We start from the raw sequence: 18,182 nt of genomic DNA, 5'->3' as shown, positions 1-18,182 counted from the left end.
ATATAACATGAAAAACCTCTTATCAAATAATGGTAGCAACCCCATCTATATTATCGCGGAGGTAGGAGTCAATCATAACGGATCATTGGAGCTTGCATTCGAGTGTATTGATCAAGCGATTTTATGCGGTGCCGATGCAGTGAAATTCCAAACCTTTAAAAGCGAAAAGCTGGTAACCAAGTACGCCCAGAAGGCTAATTATCAGACGGAAAATACCAATTCGACTGAAAGCCAACTAGATATGTTAAAACAGTTGGAATTGAGCTTTGAGGATTTTGTTCTTTTGAAAAGGTACTGTGAGGATAAAGGGATAGATTTCCTTTCTACACCCTTTGATGAAGAAAGTGCTGAGTTTCTGAATTCAATTCATATTGACGCATTCAAGGTAGGATCAGGAGATATGAACAATATCCCCTTTCTTCAGAAGCTTGATAGCTATGGGCGTCCGATTATTCTATCGACCGGGATGTCTAATTTAGGTGAGATTGGAGAATCATTACAAGCATTAAAAAAAAGTGAAGTACTATTACTACACTGTACTTCTGACTATCCGGCGCCTTTAGAAGATGTGAATCTGCTAGCTATGAAAACAATATCTACTGCCTTTAATAAGGTCACAGGTTACTCAGATCATACGGCTGGGATTGAGATCGCTATAGCGGCTTCAGCACTGGGAGCTAGAATTATTGAAAAGCATTTTACATTGGATCGAAATCTTCCAGGTCCTGACCATAAGGCTTCGCTGGAGCCTGCTGATTTCTCAAAAATGGTTCTTGCGATTCGTAATGTGGAGCAGGCCCTAGGGGATGGTGTTAAAAGGTGTATGCCTTCTGAGGAAAGCACCAGAGCCGTTGCAAGAAAAAGTATTGTGATGGCAACACCTAAAAAAACAGGCCAGCAATTAACCCGAGAAGATCTAGTTATCAAGCGTCCGGGTACTGGAATAGAGCCTAAATATTTTGATGACTTGGTTGGTAAGCGGCTTTTAAAGGATGTACATGAAGACTATTTGTTATCATGGGATGATGTGCAATGAAAAAAGTATTGGTGATTACTGGAACACGAGCTGATTATGGGATATATTACCCGGTTTTGCGGGCTCTTGAGGAAGAACATGCTCTGGAGCTCCACCTGTTGGTTACAGGAATGCATTTGTCTCCACAGCATGGGTATACATTGGACGCTATCCAAAAGGACGGATTTCGTGTATCTGCTAAGGTAGACTGTCTACTGCAGGGATCTACTCATGCTAATATGTCTCGCTCTATTGGAATAGCAATCATGGGCATGACACAAGCCGTAGAAGCTTTGGAACCAGATTTCGTTGTTGTATTAGGAGATCGGGGAGAAATGCTTGCAGCTGCGATTGTATCCTCTCACATGAACATTCCGCTTGTTCATTTGCATGGTGGAGAAGTATCCGGCACGATTGATGAGTCTGTTCGGCATGCAATTAGTAAGTTGGCCCACATCCACTTTGTGGCTACAAATGGAAGCAGAGAGCGCCTAATCAGGCTTGGCGAGGAACCTTGGAGAATTCATGTAGTCGGCGCTCCGAGAATTGAAACGATGATGAACACATCCCTGCCTGAGCTAGGGAGGACGAAGCGTAAATACGATCTGAATATAGATAACGAATATGTGCTGTTTGCTTATCATCCTGTCACCACGGAAGAAGCGGATATGCACATCCTTGGTAAGATGATGGAAGTTCTCTTGGCTGGGGAGAATGAGGTAATTTGTGTGATGCCAAATTCGGATGCTGGAGCTGATGCGATTGTTGATGTATATAATCGTTTTGCTGCAAGAAAAGGGATGCACCTTGTAACTAGTTTTGAGCAACTTGATTATCTGACGATGTTGAAAAATGCAAAAATGTTAATTGGAAATTCTTCGTCGGGGATTATTGAGGCTGCCTCCTTTCATGTTCCAGTCATTAATATTGGAACTCGTCAGACAGGCAGAGAGCGTTCTGTGAACACAATAGATATTGCAGCTGACGAACTCGAACTGATTTCTGCAATGGAGTACGCAATGTCTGAGCCTTTCCAACAAATTGTTAAAGCAGCCGACAATATTTACAGTAGAGATAACACAAGCTCTCGCATCGTAGATATATTGAACCGAACATCCAAGTCAGAGCAGCTTATTCAAAAGACAATTACCTATTAAGGAGGATGGGCCTTGAGCTATATTGTTTTTGGAGCAGGAGGACATGCCAAGGTCATCGTGGATATTTTACGGTCCTGTGGTGAAGAAATCATTGGAGTTCTGGATGACCATTGTAAAGAAGAAGCATGGAACGGATTGCCGATCTTGGGGGACCGTAATCAGATTGCTCAACTATTATCTCTGTATCCAGAGGCGCTGTTCATTGTGGCAATCGGAGATAATACAACCAGAAGGAAGATTGTAAGTCAATTAAAAGCTGCTTCAGTCCAATTTGGTAACGCTGTTCACCCAAGTGCTGTAGTCGCACCCAGCGCATTCATTGGCGAAGGGACGGTTGTCATGCCTAATGCTGTAATTAACGCTGATGCGTACGTTGGAGAGCATGTCATTGTTAATACGGCGGCTACTATAGACCATGATTGCCGAATAGAAGACTTCGTGCATATTTCCCCAGGTGCACATATGGCAGGTGGAGTTCAAATCGGGTGCTGTGCTCATATCGGAATAGGTGCAAGTCTTATACCTGGTGTTCGTGTAGGGTGTGATACCATCGTTGGTGCTGCTTCTTGTGTCATCCGCGATTTGCCAGAAAAAGTTACAGTTGTGGGTTGTCCAGCCAGAGTAATAAAAAACCTATAAGGATAAGGGATGAAGCAAAATGTCCAATCGAGATAGAATTTATTTATCTTCGCCGCATATGGGCGGGTTTGAACAACAATATATCACAGAGGCTTTTGAAACAAACTGGATTGCTCCACTAGGTAAAAATGTAGATGCTTTTGAAGCAGAGGTGGCAAATTACTTAGGATGTGGAGGCGCAGTTGCCCTAAGTTCTGGAACAGCAGCAATTCACTTGTCTTTGATATTGCTTGGTGTGGAAAAGGATGATATTGTTTTTTGTTCTTCTCTTACCTTTGTTGCCAGTGCTAATCCGATCTTATATCAAGGTGCAATTCCTGTCTTTATCGATTCGGAACCAGACAGCTGGAATATGTCCCCTGAGGCACTAGAGCGAGCATTCAAGACTTATGCAGATAAGGGAAAGAAACCTAAAGCTGTAGTTATAGTCAATTTGTATGGGCAGAGTGCAGACTACGATCGGTTGAAAAAAATATGTGATTATTACGAGGTGCCAATTGTAGAAGATGCTGCGGAATCACTCGGAGCAACTTACGGCAAGCAAATGAGTGGAACGCTTGGGAAATTCGGCATTCTTTCATTTAATGGAAATAAAATTATTACTACTTCTGGCGGAGGTATGCTGGTTTCAGATGATTTAGAAGCACTAAGTAGAGCGCGACATTATGCAACACAAGCAAGAGATAAGGCGATTTACTATCAACATAGTATGTTGGGTTATAATTATCGTTTAAGCAATGTACTTGCAGGGATTGGAAGAGGGCAATTAAAGGTTCTAGAAGATAGAATTTCACAAAAAAGAGATATTTTTGGATTGTATCATAAAATGTTGTCAGAATTAGATGGCGTATATTTTATGCCTGAAAAGGGTTTTGGTAAATCCACACGTTGGTTAACTGCTATGCAGATTGATTCCACGAAAGTAGGAATTGAGGCTCATGAATTAGTTCATTATTTGGAAAAGTTTAATGTTGAGTCCCGCCCAGTATGGAAACCATTGCACCTACAGCCATTGTTCAATGAAGCAGACTATTTTACACATGAAGTGGGTAGGGATATCAGCCGAGAGTTGTTTTTAAACGGAATTTGTCTTCCTTCAGATACGAACATGACAAGGGAAAATCAAGAGTTTGTTATTCAATTAATAAAAAATGCTTTCAATCACTAGTATAGATATCGTGTAAATGAAATAGACAATTTACTAGAATCAATGGGAGTGAAAGAATGTCGAGAAACTATGATTTTATAATGAATGGACATCCGAATATATATAATAATTACTCACCTAGGAATTTGAAGATTTACTTCTCTGAACCAGATGTTATCAACGATGATACTGGGATATTGCTACTAATCCCTGGTTTTGGAGGGAATGCTAATTCGAATGTTTATAAAAAAATGCGTTCTACATTTGCAGATAAATTTAATCTAATTACGGTGCAATGTGACTATTTTGGATGGGAGTTCATGCAAGCTGAACGACTACAGGAATCAGTGTCAAACTTTAATGACATGGGAATCATGCAAGCTCTGGATAATATAACAGCTGTCACAGTACTAGCGGAAATCATTAAAGATAATGGGTTAACATTCAATGCTGGAAAAATCATAGCTTATGGACAGTCGCATGGTGCTTATATAGCATATCTATGTAATATATTTGCCCCTTCTCTATTTTCTTTAATCATTGATAATTCAGCTTGGATATTTCCGTTATATCTTCTAGGCGATCGTCAAATAACTATAAATGGAAGTTTAACTGATTTTAGTTATTTGGCAAAGCAGCTTATTATCGACGCACAAATTTTGCATTTACCATCAGTTTCTAAGAAAGTGAATAACCAATGTACAATTCACTCTTTTCATGGCGCAGATGACAAAATAATCACAATAGAGGACAAAAGAGACTTTTGTCTATCGCTTAATAATTGTGTTCTACATGAGATAACTCGTGAAAATATGGATCAGAGAATTTTTAAATCTAGTTCTCATAGTTTGGATGCAGACCTTCTATTATTATTTGAATATGTGTTAAATGATCTTAACGTTGAATTTACTTTTAACGACAGGATTTCTATTAATAATAACAAAATAGAAACTAATAATTATGCTTACGAATTTGATTACACTTTTCAAGTTCCGTTGTTGAATATTCAATCAAGAGTTTGAAGTAAAAGAGTAACTAATTAGAAGTAACTAATAACAAAGACTCCATACGGGAAAACCGGACTCGCAAGATGGACATTTAACAAATGGTCTTCTTGCGTTTTTTTGTGCTTTAATCTCATTATTAATAAGTGAGTTAGGGGAGAAAGGGCGGTTGTAACTATGTTTGATGTTACCCATGAATGTATTTTCTACAATCTAGATCGTCTAAGACGAAACCTTAGAATAAAGGATAATTAAGTATGTTATAGAATTAGTACATCATCCATAGGGATTATTTTCAATCTATGAATAATTTTAAATATTCTGAGAAGGGATGATGTTTATGAAGTGGGGGAAATATCTTACTGGAATTTTATCAGCCATTTTATTTTTAAGCAGTATGTCAATAGCTCCATCCTCAGTTGAAGCCAGCTCATCAAGTTCAACGGCGAAGGATACTGATACGTCACTTTCGCTTAATACGACTCAAGCGCTGGAACCTACTAGCACGACTGAGGCTGTATATGGCGAGACTCTTAAAGTGAACAATCATCGGCTTACATTAATGTCTAATTTCAATGTGAACGGTGACCTCATGAGTTTCACTGATTCTTTAACGACAACTGATCCAACAGATTTTTGGTTCTTTAACGTACCTACGGATAGAAGCATTTTGGCTCAGATCAAATCCAGTAATCCCAATTATAGATTTGATTTGTATTCGATTGATTGGAGCACGGGAACAGCAAGTTTGACGGGTTTTGGAGGAAAGGCCTCTGAATTGAAGTTTGCTACAGACTTAAAAGCAGGGGACTGGGGACTTCGTGTTACCTCCACAGGAACGGTAGGTGAAAGCTATAGTATCCACATGAATGCGGCCTCGCCAGCGGATACACCGATTAATGGTAAGACGGCCAAGCTAACATCCTACTCTAACAATTTGTTATATACGGTCATTGAGTATCCAAATGGAGATATTAAGGTGAATGGGACCCAAATTGCCAACACAACGGTGGCAAACCCGAATTTGGAATGGTCAAGAGAATTCAACTTTTCCAGTGGGGGCAGTTATTCTTCAAGGAGTCATAATGTATCAGATGTTCGGATTAAAAGTATCACTACGCCTGTGAAGTATACCTCAAATTATGCAAGCTCGGATAATGCTGTTCTGATTGTTCTAAATGCAGACACGCTTTTTACCTATTTTGAATCTGCATATAGTTCTGGCAACCCACCGTATCACAGTTCCTCTTTTGTTGACACCAGTGGCAGAACTACGCCTAGACGCCTAGATTTTATTGATATGGCTGGAGATCCAGACATTCTTGTGTATGATCTGGATACAAAGAAAGTAATTGATTTTGTAAGTAATTTGAATTACTACTATGCAAAAGGAATTGAGCCCCAGCCAACGGTAGTTTACTATAATTAGGTAAAAAAGAAATAACAAAAATTTTCAATGTTTTTTCCCCTAGAAGTTTCAAACATTCACAAAGAGTTTACTATACAAGTATAGTAAACTCTTTTGCCTAATATATCATTTCAATCTATAGGAATAGGTCGCTTTGTAAAATTGGAATAACTATGAATGAAAACATTATCAATTCCAATTGACAATGGATAACTTTGGGTGGTATAGTCGGAAATGTGGGCGAGAGCTTCACTTCATTTGATGACGAAGGGAATGTTAGTGCATGCAAGGTAAAGTAAAATGGTTTAACGCAGAAAAAGGTTATGGTTTCATTGAAACATCTGACGGCGGCGACGTATTTGTACATTTTTCCGCAATTCAAACAGAAGGCTTCAAAACACTTGAAGAAGGACAAGACGTGGAGTTCGACATTGTCGAAGGCGCACGTGGACCACAAGCCGCTAACGTAACCAAATTATAATCATCCCCGGCATAGCCGACCTACATAATTGGTAAGATGGTTAGCAATGGATAACGCGCTAGCAACTGCCCTGGAATATATTCCAGGGCTTTTTTATGTTTTCTAATTACATAAAAAAGCCCCTTACCCAGTGGTAAGGAGCTTAACACAATAGAACATTTACTCTAGAGAACCGTCAAAGTCAGCCATCTCCACAAAAATGGTATTGGAGGAGGCAGATTGTTTCTCTACGCTTCCGTCTGGATAACGGAATTGATAGCGCAGGATAACCTGGGCGATCAGATACGCGCGGAGCGCAGATTCGATGTCGAAAGAGAATACGATGACTGCTTTGTGGTTTGGATCAAGCCGACCTAACGGAATACCTTGGAGCAGGTTAGGATGCGGAAGTGGCACAGAATTCACGGTGACAGTTCGTAGCAAAATGAAATCTTCGGCTGCAAATGGTGCAGTGAGCAAGAGCTCTTCCAGTGGGGTGTTTCCGATGTTTTCCACATGGACGGTAAAGGACAGGGTATCTTCTTGGCCAACACGCAAAGCGCTGGAGCTAAGCGTAAGTTTAGGGATGGCTGCAATAACGGTCACGCCGACGGTGTTGGTCTGGGAGGTTTCCTGAATGGTCTCTCCTCCACTACGACGTGAGGTATATTCGATGGTGGCCTGGTTGCTGAATGTTCCATCTGCAGGTGCTTCACGGATTTGTGCCTGTAATGTAAGGGTGAGCGTCTCCCCTGGTGCAATATTCGGGAGCGTGATACCTGCAGCGGGATTAGCGCCTGGCTGTGCTTTTTCTTGAATAGTCAGGCTGTTGGGTACATAAATGAGTCCATGCGGCAACGGGTCTGTGAACAGCGGATACTGCGCTGTGATTCCCCCTTTGTTAGTAATCTGTATGGTGAAGGTGAGTGTGTCGCCTACAGAGGCATCCGTGGTACTCACCTTTTTAACTAATTCGAGCAGTGGGAATACAACTGGGATCGTTACGGTATTGGTATTCAATGTCCCCAATACGAATCTTCCTCCAGGTAACGTAAACGAGTAGGCGAAGGCAGCTTGATTTACGATGTAGCCGGATGGAGGCGTCTCTAATACGGTCACTTGATAAGTCAGTGTCAATGACTGTCCGGGTTCCACAGACCCAAGGCTAACACCGACAGCAGGATCGACTCCCGACAGTGACTGACCATTCAACTGTATGCTGTCAGGAATCAATAGAGTCCCGGCAGGAATGAAATGTTGCAGTGTAACTTCGGATGTTACGTTGCCAAAGTTGTTGAGCAGTACCGTATAAGTAAGGGTTTCTCCTGCGATGGCCTCCGTATTTTCCGTAGAGATACTTGCGGCAAGCTGTGGATCAAAAACAGTTATAGTCACGGTGTTGCTGGTAACCTCGCTCGCACCGTCACTGCCAGCATATTGAAGCCGTACGCTATTGTTTAGACGTCCTCCGAGAGGCAGAGACTGAACGTTCACGCTGTAGGATACATCCATTGTCTGTCCCGCCTGTAAGCTGCCGATAAATAATGGTTCACCCGGCTTGCTAGCAGCAGGTGGAGAACCGTTAATTCTCAAGCTATCCGGGTTTATGATGGTTCCATTCGGTACGTAATCGGCTAATACTACATCGGTAATGACCGAGCCTCCATCGTTAACAAGAGTCAGCTGATAAGGTACAGCATCCCCTAATGCGACAGTAGACACTGTTGTGCGTAGCACGGCTGACAAGGCTCCTCTAGCAGTAGGGGCTACTTTAACCGAGACAGAAGGTGAAGCAGTTACCAGATTCGTGCTTCGTCCGTCCGGCAGCTGGTAGGAGTAAGCCAGCGAAGCTTGATTCACCAGTGTGCCAGACTCGGAGGCACGAATGACAAGCGCGGAGAAGACGGTAGTCGTTTTTTCTCCTGGTGCGATGGTACCTAGGGCAATGCCTTGCCCTGGACTGACCCCATATTGAGGGATTCCATTAACCGAAACAGAGTCAGGAGCAAAAGAAAGCTCCGATGGCAATGAGTCCGTTAACAAGCCAAACGCACCGATATTTCCCGTATTTTCTGTGACGATAGAATAGGTGATGCTTTGGCCTGGCTGTACGCTCTCCGTGCTGGCTGTTTTCGTCAGTTTCACCACAGGCTGAAGTAAGGCAATGGTGACAGCATTGGACAAAACGGCACTCGCTTCTTCATCATTTGAGAGTAACAAGCGCGCCTGATTTGTACGTGGTCCTGGCTGTTCTGTCGCTGTGATACGGACATCAAAGGATATGACGGTTTTGGTATTCGCTTCTAACGGTGGCAAAGGTATGCCAGTGCCGGGATCGCTTTCTGCCACCGTAGATCCATTAATCTGAACTGAACCTGTAATAAACTCGATGTCCTCTGGCAAAGTGTCCAGCAAACGGGCATCTTGCACGGTATTCGTATCCTCGTTGAGGATCACGAGTTCATACGTCAAGGTATCGCCAGTAGTGGCGAAAGGTGAGCTTACGCTTTTGCTTAATGTGATGTCTAGCGGTGACACGGCTACCTCAACAATGTTGGATAAATGGAAACCGCCTGCCTCTCGTCCATCTGGTGCATTAAAGCGATAGTCTACCTCAGCCTGATCGACCAGCAGTACGGTTGCAGGGATGGAGGATACCAGCACTTGGAAAGTGACGGTTGCCGATTGTCCTGGTGGTATGGCTGGAGTCGGGATGCCAGAAACCGGGCTTGCACCGGGAGCTGCAATGCCGTTAATCGAGACTGTGTTCGGAAGGAATACAGAGCCGTCTGGAATATTGTCACTTACAGTAGTCGAGGCTGCAATGTTACCCGTGTTGGATACGACAATCGTGTAAGTGATGATGTCTCCGACTGTGGCATTATTGGTATTGCTTGTTTTGACTGCTGTCAGGATCGGCTGGAAGACCGAAATGGTTATCACATTAGATGTTGAGCTGCCAGTAAATACTCCGCTGGTAAAGCTAACGGATGCCTGATTAGTTAATTGTGCCGGTGTTGGCAAGAAGTCGACTCGAACCTGGAACGTAACGGTAGTAACAGCTCCTGGAGCGAGCGTACCGATGGCAATGCCAAAGCCAGGGTTTCCATCAGGGAAGGAAGTTCCATTTATGGTAACACTGCCATTCACAAAGGAGCTTCCCGCCGCAATCATATCTGAAACCACTATATTACTGGCTGTACTGATCCCATTGTTGGAGACAGCCAGTGTGTAGGTGATGATATCGCCAATAATGGCGTCGGTAGCCGTCGTTCCTTTGACGATGCTAACGTCTGGTGAGGATACAGAGATACTAACTAGATTGGATACCGCAGATCCAGATACAGTTCTGCCATCTGGTGGTTGGAAAGTGAATGAGCCTGATGCCTGATCGACCAGTACCTGTGGATTAGGCAGAGTATTGATAACGGTTTGGAACGTTACAGATACCGTTCCGCCTGGCAGCACGGATCCAACTGGAACGCCAGTTTCGATGGACAATCCAGGTTGCGGACTGCCAGCAATGCTGACACTGTTGGCAAGGAAAGTCGATCCGGCCGGGATGTTATCGCTGATGGTAAGCGCTGCTGCAATATTGCCGTTATTCACGGCCGTAATCGTGTAGGTCAGTGTATCGCCGACGGAGGCGTTAAGAGTGCTGGATGCCTTAGTAATTGCAATTAACGGTTGGAACACAGGTACGATGAGTGGATCGGAAAAGGCAGTGCCAGTGAACGTTCCGCTAGTAAATGTGACAGCTGCAATATCTGTGAGCAGTGGTGGCTGCGGCAAAGACTGGACAGTTGTCTGGAAACTGACGACGAATGTATTTCCAGGTGCGACGTTTCCAATGGCAATTCCAGCAACCGGAGAGGCATTAGGGAAGGCTACTCCGTCGATTAGGACACTGCCCGGAACGAAGGAGGTACCTGCAGGAATTGTATCGGTTACAACAGTATCTGTGACTGAATCCACACCGCTATTCGTGATGCTCAGTGTATATCTGATCGTATCTCCGACTACAGCGGCTGCCAGACTGGATGTTTTAATCACCTGAATATTAGGTGCAGACACAGCAACATTGACTGTATTGGATGTGACGGAACCACTCATCACCCTACCATCTGGCGGTGAGTACGTAAAGTTCGCTTGCCCTTGGTCGGTCAATATAGGCGGAGTTGGCAGAGACGAGACGATGGTTTGGAAGCTCACTGTAATACTGCCTGAAGGGGCCAGTGATCCGAGTGTTATGCCTGTAACTGGCGAAGCCCCCGGTACAAGGATGCCGTTAACGACTACGCTGTTAGACAGTAGTTCAGAGCCAGCAGGAATGTTATCCGACAGCACAGGTATAACGGCAATATTTCCGGTATTAGTTAGCGTCAGGGTATAGACCAATGTTGATCCGATCTGTGTGTTGACGGTATTGACGGTTTTGGTCAGGCCGATGATCGGCTGATAAACGGGCAAGGTGACCGGATCGGATTGCGAAGACGAGGTCAACGCGCCCGAAGTAAAGCTGACGGTCGCTTGATTGGTTATTTGCGGCGGTTGCGGCAGACTAACGACGGAGACCTGGAATGTAACTGCTGCCGAACCACCTACAGCAATGGTGCCCACAGGGATACCGGAGCTTGGCGACGCAGCAGGCACCGAAGTTCCATTCACGGTTACGCTACCCGGAACAAAGCTGGTACCGGGTGGCAGTTGATCAGATACAACGGCATTGACGACTTGACTGATTCCGTTATTCGTAGCAATCACAGTATACGTAATGGTATCTCCGACTACGGCATCTGTAGCGGAGGCTGTTTTGATAACGTCCACATCTGGCGAAGAGACCGAGACGGTCACAGACGGAGATACTGCACTTCCAGTCAGGACACGACCATCTGGAGGTTGGTAGCTGTAAGCTGCGGTCGCCTGATTGACCAATGTACCTGATGCGGGCAGTGAGGTAATGACTGCCTGAAAGGTCAGAGTGACAGTCGTAGCTGCACCTATGATACCTAATGGAATCCCAACACTTGGATCTGAACCAGGTGCGGCGGTGCCATTGATCACTACACTATTAGGTATAAAAGCAGCCCCTGCCGGAATGGGATCACTAAGGACGGTATCTGCGCCGATGTTTCCAGAGTTCGTAACGGAGAATGTATAGGTTACAGTATCTCCAACCGTAGCTCTTCCCGTTCCCGCGCTTTTAGTTACAGTGACGATCGGTTGATACACAGGGATGGTAACGGGATTGGATACCGAAAATCCGTTAAATACACCTGAAGTAAAGCTGACGGTCGCTTCATTGGTAATGGACGCTGGCGAAGGCAGTGATTGTACGTTAAGCAAAAAGCGAATGGTGGCTCCGCCCCCAGCTCCAAGCGTTCCGACAGGAATGCCGTTTTGCGGATTGGCTGTAACAACAGGAGTGCCATTGATTGTAACGCTGCCCGGGACAAAGGCAGTTCCAAAAGGAATGGAATCTGTGACGATTACGTTAGTAACCGGATCGAGTCCGTTATTGAACGCAGTTATGACATAGGGGATAGAATCACCCACGACAGCGACAGCCACATCAGCTGCCTTCGTGGCGGTAACATTCGGTGATGAGATCGGAATGGATACAGGTAGGGCTGCACCATTTCCGGTCAGCGTTCGTCCATCTGGTAACTGGAACGTGTAGTTCACAGTGGCCTGGTTGGTTAGTATGGAGCCAGGTGGTACTGATATGACCACGGCGCTAAACGAGACGGTTACCGTCGCACCTGGGGCGACTGAACCGATATTAATGCCTGTAATCGGGTCTGCTCCGGGAATGGGCGAACCGTTGACCAGTACGCTATTTTGATTCAGACTAAGCGAGCTGGACAACAGATCAAGCACGACCGTTTCTGCGGGCGCGTTGCCGGTATTGGTTACAGTGATGAAAAAGCCAAGTGTATTCCCTACGGTTGCACGATCTGCACTGAGGGTATTGGTCACATTCAAGATCGGCTGTAATACAGGCAGGCTGACCTGATTTGAGACGGATTGACCTGCGAAAGCCCCGGAATTAAAAGAGACCGTTGCCTGATCCGTTGACAAACCTGACGCTGGCAAGGATGTTACCGTGGTCTGGAAGGTGACCGTTACTGAGCTGGCAGCAGGGACAGTGCCTACGGATACGCCTGTGGCGATGTTGGCTCCCGGTATAGTGACACCATTGACTTGTACGGAGTTAGGTATAAAAGTAGTGCCATCAGCAATCGGGTCGATAAAGACAGTTCCCGTTACGGGTGTAATGCCGCTATTTACTGCGTTAATGGTATACGTAATGGTATCGCCGAAGGCTACAGAGGTCTGATTGACCGTTTTGGTCACGGTGACATTCGGATTGGATACGGGAATGAACACCGGATTCGATTGTGCGCTTCCATTTAATGTGCGGCCGTCAGGTGGCTGGAAGGTGAATGTGGCCGAACCTTGATTTAATAGGCCCAGACCAGCAGGGACAGCGTTAATGACCACTTGAAAGGTAAGGGCGACAGAAGCCCCTGCTGCAATGTTTCCGACCACTATCCCTGATTGAGGATTGGCTCCAGCAACAGGCAGACCGTTCACGGTGACGCTATTCGGTATAAAGGAGGAGCCTGATGGAATGGCATCGGTGAAGGTGGCGGTCGCTGCTAGATTACCTGTATTTTGGGCGGTGAGTGTATAGACTACGGTGTCGCCTACCGTTGCTTGACTCGTATTTGCGGTTTTAACAAGACTGATAATAGGCTGGTAAACAAGGACGACAACTGTGTTGGATAGTGATGTAAAATTCAGTGTACCGCTGGTAAAAGAAACTGTAGCCTGATCACTCAGCTGAGGTGGGGTAGGCAGGCTGTTGACAGACACGGAAAAGGTGACAGTTGTTGACGCACCAGCAGCGACGGAACCGATTGGAATCCCCGTTAAGGGGCTGGCTGACGGCAATGTCGTTCCATTTACAATAACCGAGCCAGGAACAAAAGTGGAGCCCGACGAGATCGTATCGTTTACCCGAACATCCGTCACGGTTTGGACTCCGCTATTGGTAGCTGTAATGGTATAAGTTATTGTATCGCCGGGAACTGCGTCAGCTACCGAAGCACTTTTACTTACCTGCACATTGGGTGATGATACAGGAATTGTGACAATATTGGACGAAACATTGCCGTTAACAATCCGGCCATCCGGCGGTTGAAAGGAAAAGCTGATATTCGCCTGGTCGGTGAGTTGGGGAGGTAAAGGCACGGAAGTAATCACCACCTGAAAAGTTGTTTGAGTCACGGCTCCAGGTGCAATGGAGCCAATAGACAGACCTGTTTCGGGACTGGCACCGGGAATAGGAACACCGTTGACAACCACACTGTTCGGTACCAGTGCTGAGCCTGCGGGGATATTGTCTATCAATGTGGCAGCAGCTGCAATATTACCGCTGTTGGTTACTGCCACAGAGTACGTTACGATGTTTCCGACTGTGGCTGATATAGGCTCGGCGGTTTTGCTTACGCTTAACACCGGAGCGTTCAAAGCCACTGTCACCGGGTTAGATACGGATACGCCTGAAAAAGCACCGCTGGTGTAGCTGACACGCGATTGATTGGTGAGCTGCGGCGGACTTGGCAATGGAGAGGATACCGTTGCCCTGAAAGTGATCGTAGCTCCCCCTCCAGCGGCAATGCTCCCAATTACGATACCTAAAGACGGATCTCCACTGGCTATTGTGGAGCCATTCAGCGTTACGCTACCCGCAGTGAATTGAGAGCCGGCCGGGATAGGATCGGAAACGACCACATTGCTCACGGTCTGGATTCCGTTGTTGAGTACGGTCAGGGTGTATAACACCGAATCACCCGGAATGGCGGTGGAACGGTCTGCAGTCTTCGAAATGGACACATTCGGCGCTGACACAGGAATGGATAACACGTTGGACGATGTGCTATCTGTTCGCACTCGCCCATCGGGCAACGTAAAGGAAATGGCGGCGGTGGCCTGGTCTGTCAGTTGGGATGGTGTTGGAAGAGAAGCCACTACAGTTTGGAATGTCAATGTGATAGGGCTTTGCGGCGACACGGTTCCGATGAAAATACCTGCTGCTGGACTGGCTCCGGGCTGACTAACGCCATTGATTACCACGCTGTTCTCCATAAATGTGGACCCGGCAGGAATAGCATCTGTCAGCGTTACAGATGCGTTATAGTTTCCGCTGTTCGTGACCAACAATGAGTACAGAATCGTGTCGCCTATCGTAGCGGCTGTTGTATTTGCAGATTTGACCACACTGATGCGAGGCTGATAAACCGGCACAGAGACGGTATTTGTCTGGGATGTTCCGGTAAAAGCACCGCTGGTGAAGCTGACACTGGCTGTGTTTTGCAGCGGCTGTACGGACGGAACGGCATTGACCAGCACAGCATAGGACACCTGTACGGATGCGCCTGCGCCAATGGTGCCGACTGGAATGCCACTTCTTGGGTCGGCTGTGCTCACAGGTGAACCACCGACGGTTACGCTTCCGGGCACAAATGACACGCTGCCGGGGAGTGGATCGGTAATCACGGTGTTTGTGATGGGGTCAATTCCGTTATTTACGGCGTTCACGCTGTAGGTCAGCATTTCGCCAACACTAACGGATGTGAACCCCGCAGACTTGGTTACTGCTACGTTGGGAAGCGAAATCGATACGGAAACAATATTGGAGAGAAGTGAGCCCGACAGGGTTCTTCCGTCTTGCAACTGATATGAATATTGGAGCAGGCCCTGATCGTTTAATCCACCCCCGGGTGGTAGGGAATCCACTGTCGTCCGGAATGAGACTGTAATTTGTGCACCAGGGCTTACGGTGCCCACTGCAATTCCCGTATTAGGATTGGCGCCTGGCACTGAGGACCCGCCGACAATGACGCTTCCGGGAATAAAGGTGGAGCCTGTCGGTACAGTTTCCGTCAAAGTCGTGTTTAATACCGCTGTTCCGGTATTAGCGATGAGGAATGAATAAGTAATCGTCCCGCCAACGCTGGCACGGTTGGAGCTGGCGCTTTTGGTAATCGTCGGCGCTGCAATAACGACTGGTATGGTTACAAGATTGGACAAAGATGATCCGGTAAAGGCCCCGGAAGTGAAGCTGACAGTTGCACGATTGTTGATCTGTGTAGGAGAAGGCAGAGAATTAATGGCTGCCCGAAATACAACCGTAACCGATGCGCCTGGAGCTAAAGTGCCGATCGGAATGCCATTCACAGGTGTAGCAGTCGCAGAAGCAGTTCCGTTCACGGTGTCGCTACCAGGTACAAAGGCAACTCCGCTTGGCAGCGGATCGGTAACGACTACATTGGTCACATTGGCGATTCCGTTGTTTGTGGCGGTTATGGTAAATTGAACAGTCTCTCCGACTGCGGCTGCTGCCAGGGAAGAGGCTTTTGTCACGGTCACATTTGGTGAGGATACGGAAATGGTGAGCGTGTTGGATGTCCCGCTTCCGTTCAATACACGTCCGTCAGGCGGTGTGAAGGTATACGTGTAAGCCGCCTGATCGGTCAGATTACCAGAGGCGGGGACCACATTGACGAGGGTCTGGAAGGTCACGGGTATAGTAGCACCTGTATTAATCGTTCCTACTGAAAAACCAGTAGCGGGATTGGCAGCAGGCACGGAAGAACCACCAATGGTCACACTGCCCGGTATGAAGGATGATCCGGCGGGAATGCTCTCCGAAAAGCTGAGATTTGCAGCAATGCTGCCTGTGTTGGATATCTGAAACGTGTACGTAATCGTATCTCCAACTGTAGCAGCCGTTGTATTGGCACTTTTAACAATCCCAATAACAGGCTGATAGATTGGTGTACTGGCAGTGTTGGACGGAACGTTGCCAGAAATGACAGGTCCTCCAGGCACGGTTTGAAAGGAAAAGGATGCCGATGCCTGATTGCCCAGCTGGGTGTTTGCTGGCAATGAAGTGACGGTTGCACGGAATGTAATGGTTACCGTGGAAGCAGGAGCTACACTGCCCACTGTGATACCTGTAGCGGGATTGGCTGTTGGCTGCGCTGTGCCCGCGACAACAACACTGCCGGGTACGAAGGTAGCCCCGGCTGGTATGGTATCGGTAAGCACTGTGTTGGAAGCACTGACGAGCCCCGTATTCGAAATGTTAACCGTATAGGTAACTGTATCGCCAATAACCAAGCCTGTAGAGCTGGCAGTTTTGGTCAGGGTCACCAGCGGAGCATTGATATCAATTTGAATGGCATTGGCATTTACAGTGTAAATGTCGCCATTTGTTGTCAGCTGGAGGACGCCTGTGGTTTGGCTGTTGAGCAGCGTGGAGGAAATATCGACATTGGTAATGTCCCAGCCTTGCCTTCCGCCCGTCACCTGCGTTCCAGGTGCCCCATTCACGGCATTAGTTGTACCGAAGGTCCCGGTCATGACCAATGTACCGAAGGTCCCGGTCATGACCAATGTACCGTCGTCTCCGTTTATTTGAGAAGCGAAAAAATTAGTTGAAAAATTATTAGGCCCAGACAACGCAGTCAAACTGGATGTGGTAGGTCCAAACAACGCACGGTCACCAGTGATGTCCACGTCACCCTCTTGGGCGCTAATCAGCGCCCTACCGCGCAAAGTCCCCTGTACGGGCGTGGCAAAGCCACTCACCACCACATTAACCGAGCCTGTAGCGGTACTGACCCCTTCACCACCAACGCGTAGCGACAGGTTACGGAAGGGCAGAGATGGGTTATTGTACACCACAGCCAGCGTCCAGCCGGCATGGTTGGTGTTGGTGGAATCGGGAACCGTGATGGTGCCCGTCACATTTCCGACCGTGTATGCCCCTGCACCGCCTTGAATGACCAGATTTGTGACATTCGCTGTTCTCACATAGGTACTGAGACTGGTGACGTTGACTGATGTTGCAGATTCAGGACTGACCGTAGTAGATAAAGCAGGTGTCTGAAATGTGACCGGGTTGTTGGTGCTGGACAATACATTGGTACTGCCGTTGGCATAACTTCCTCCCCAAATAAGCTCAGCGTACAGCACCGTACTGCCCGCAGGGAGCACAAGGAATGCTGTCGATGAGTTACTGGTAAAGGCAGAAGTCGTGCCAAATGGATACGTGCCGAAGCGAGAGGCTGTATTGGTTGTGATGAACGCGCCAATGCTGGTCGTTGTTCCCGGCACTCCTACCGAATTAGAGCGTGCCAGCCCAAGTGTATTCCCTATAAAGGTGACAGCCCCCGTCTGGTTCGTTACGTAACGCTGAATAAAAGCCATGGATTAGCTTCCTACTTTCCATCTCTTCCAAATCCGTTATCTTGGGATCTCCGTATAGGGAAGAGCCAG

8 protein-coding genes are annotated in these 18,182 nt (G+C 46.7%); 7 read left to right on the top strand and 1 reads right to left on the bottom strand.

Features of this window, described 5'->3' with window-relative positions; all coding sequences use genetic code 11:
• Positions 1-7 precede the first annotated feature (7 nt).
• The 7 genes from neuB to AOU00_RS10090 all read left to right on the top strand — a co-directional run bounded on the left by neuB (position 8) and on the right by AOU00_RS10090 (position 6,851).
• Positions 8-1,036, top strand: coding sequence for an N-acetylneuraminate synthase (neuB, locus tag AOU00_RS10120; protein ID WP_061829927.1), 1,029 nt, complete (start codon positions 8-10; stop codon positions 1,034-1,036).
• A complete protein-coding gene (gene neuC, locus AOU00_RS10115; RefSeq protein WP_061829928.1) occupies positions 1,033-2,172 on the top strand; it encodes a UDP-N-acetylglucosamine 2-epimerase in 1,140 nt (379 codons plus the stop codon). Before neuB ends, neuC begins: the two co-directional genes overlap by 4 nt.
• Positions 2,173-2,184: 12 nt before the next feature.
• Entirely contained in the window at positions 2,185-2,811 is a 627-nt protein-coding gene (locus AOU00_RS10110) for an acetyltransferase (RefSeq protein WP_061829929.1), read from the top strand.
• A gap of 19 nt (positions 2,812-2,830) precedes the next feature.
• Complete coding sequence (locus AOU00_RS10105; protein ID WP_061829930.1) at positions 2,831-3,979, top strand: aminotransferase class I/II-fold pyridoxal phosphate-dependent enzyme; 1,149 nt, start codon at positions 2,831-2,833, stop codon at positions 3,977-3,979.
• 80 nt (positions 3,980-4,059) lie between these two features.
• A complete protein-coding gene (locus AOU00_RS10100; RefSeq protein ID WP_237166335.1) occupies positions 4,060-4,980 on the top strand; it encodes a DUF2920 family protein in 921 nt (306 codons plus the stop codon).
• A gap of 322 nt (positions 4,981-5,302) precedes the next feature.
• Positions 5,303-6,391: a hypothetical protein gene (locus AOU00_RS10095; protein WP_061829932.1), complete on the top strand. Its 1,089-nt coding sequence runs from the start codon at positions 5,303-5,305 to the stop codon at positions 6,389-6,391.
• A gap of 262 nt (positions 6,392-6,653) precedes the next feature.
• The gene (locus tag AOU00_RS10090; protein WP_013312263.1) at positions 6,654-6,851 is read left to right on the top strand and encodes a cold shock domain-containing protein; all 198 of its coding nucleotides are present in this window, start codon (positions 6,654-6,656) and stop codon (positions 6,849-6,851) included.
• A 159-nt stretch (positions 6,852-7,010) separates the two neighbouring features.
• Here the strand turns inward: AOU00_RS10090 and AOU00_RS10085 are convergent, their stop codons facing one another.
• A complete protein-coding gene (locus AOU00_RS10085; RefSeq protein WP_069290529.1) occupies positions 7,011-18,113 on the bottom strand; it encodes a DUF7507 domain-containing protein in 11,103 nt (3,700 codons plus the stop codon).
• Between the last annotated feature and the right edge of the window lie 69 nt (positions 18,114-18,182).

This window comes from Paenibacillus polymyxa, from assembly GCF_001719045.1.
In the GTDB taxonomy this organism is placed as follows: domain Bacteria; phylum Bacillota; class Bacilli; order Paenibacillales; family Paenibacillaceae; genus Paenibacillus; species Paenibacillus polymyxa_B.
Note: the sequence above shows the minus strand (reverse complement) of the source record. Positions and strands in the feature narration are given on the sequence as shown.

Excerpts from the sequence above, each read along its gene's own strand:
- AOU00_RS10100 (WP_237166335.1), top strand. The coding sequence starts at position 4,060 with ATGAATGGACATCCGAATATATATAATAATTACTCACCTAGGAATTTG.
- AOU00_RS10085 (WP_069290529.1), bottom strand. The coding sequence starts at position 18,113 with ATGGCTTTTATTCAGCGTTACGTAACGAACCAGACGGGGGCTGTCACC.
- AOU00_RS10095 (WP_061829932.1), top strand. The coding sequence starts at position 5,303 with ATGAAGTGGGGGAAATATCTTACTGGAATTTTATCAGCCATTTTATTT.
- AOU00_RS10090 (WP_013312263.1), top strand. The coding sequence starts at position 6,654 with ATGCAAGGTAAAGTAAAATGGTTTAACGCAGAAAAAGGTTATGGTTTC.
- neuC (WP_061829928.1), top strand. The coding sequence starts at position 1,033 with ATGAAAAAAGTATTGGTGATTACTGGAACACGAGCTGATTATGGGATA.
- neuB (WP_061829927.1), top strand. The coding sequence starts at position 8 with ATGAAAAACCTCTTATCAAATAATGGTAGCAACCCCATCTATATTATC.
- AOU00_RS10105 (WP_061829930.1), top strand. The coding sequence starts at position 2,831 with ATGTCCAATCGAGATAGAATTTATTTATCTTCGCCGCATATGGGCGGG.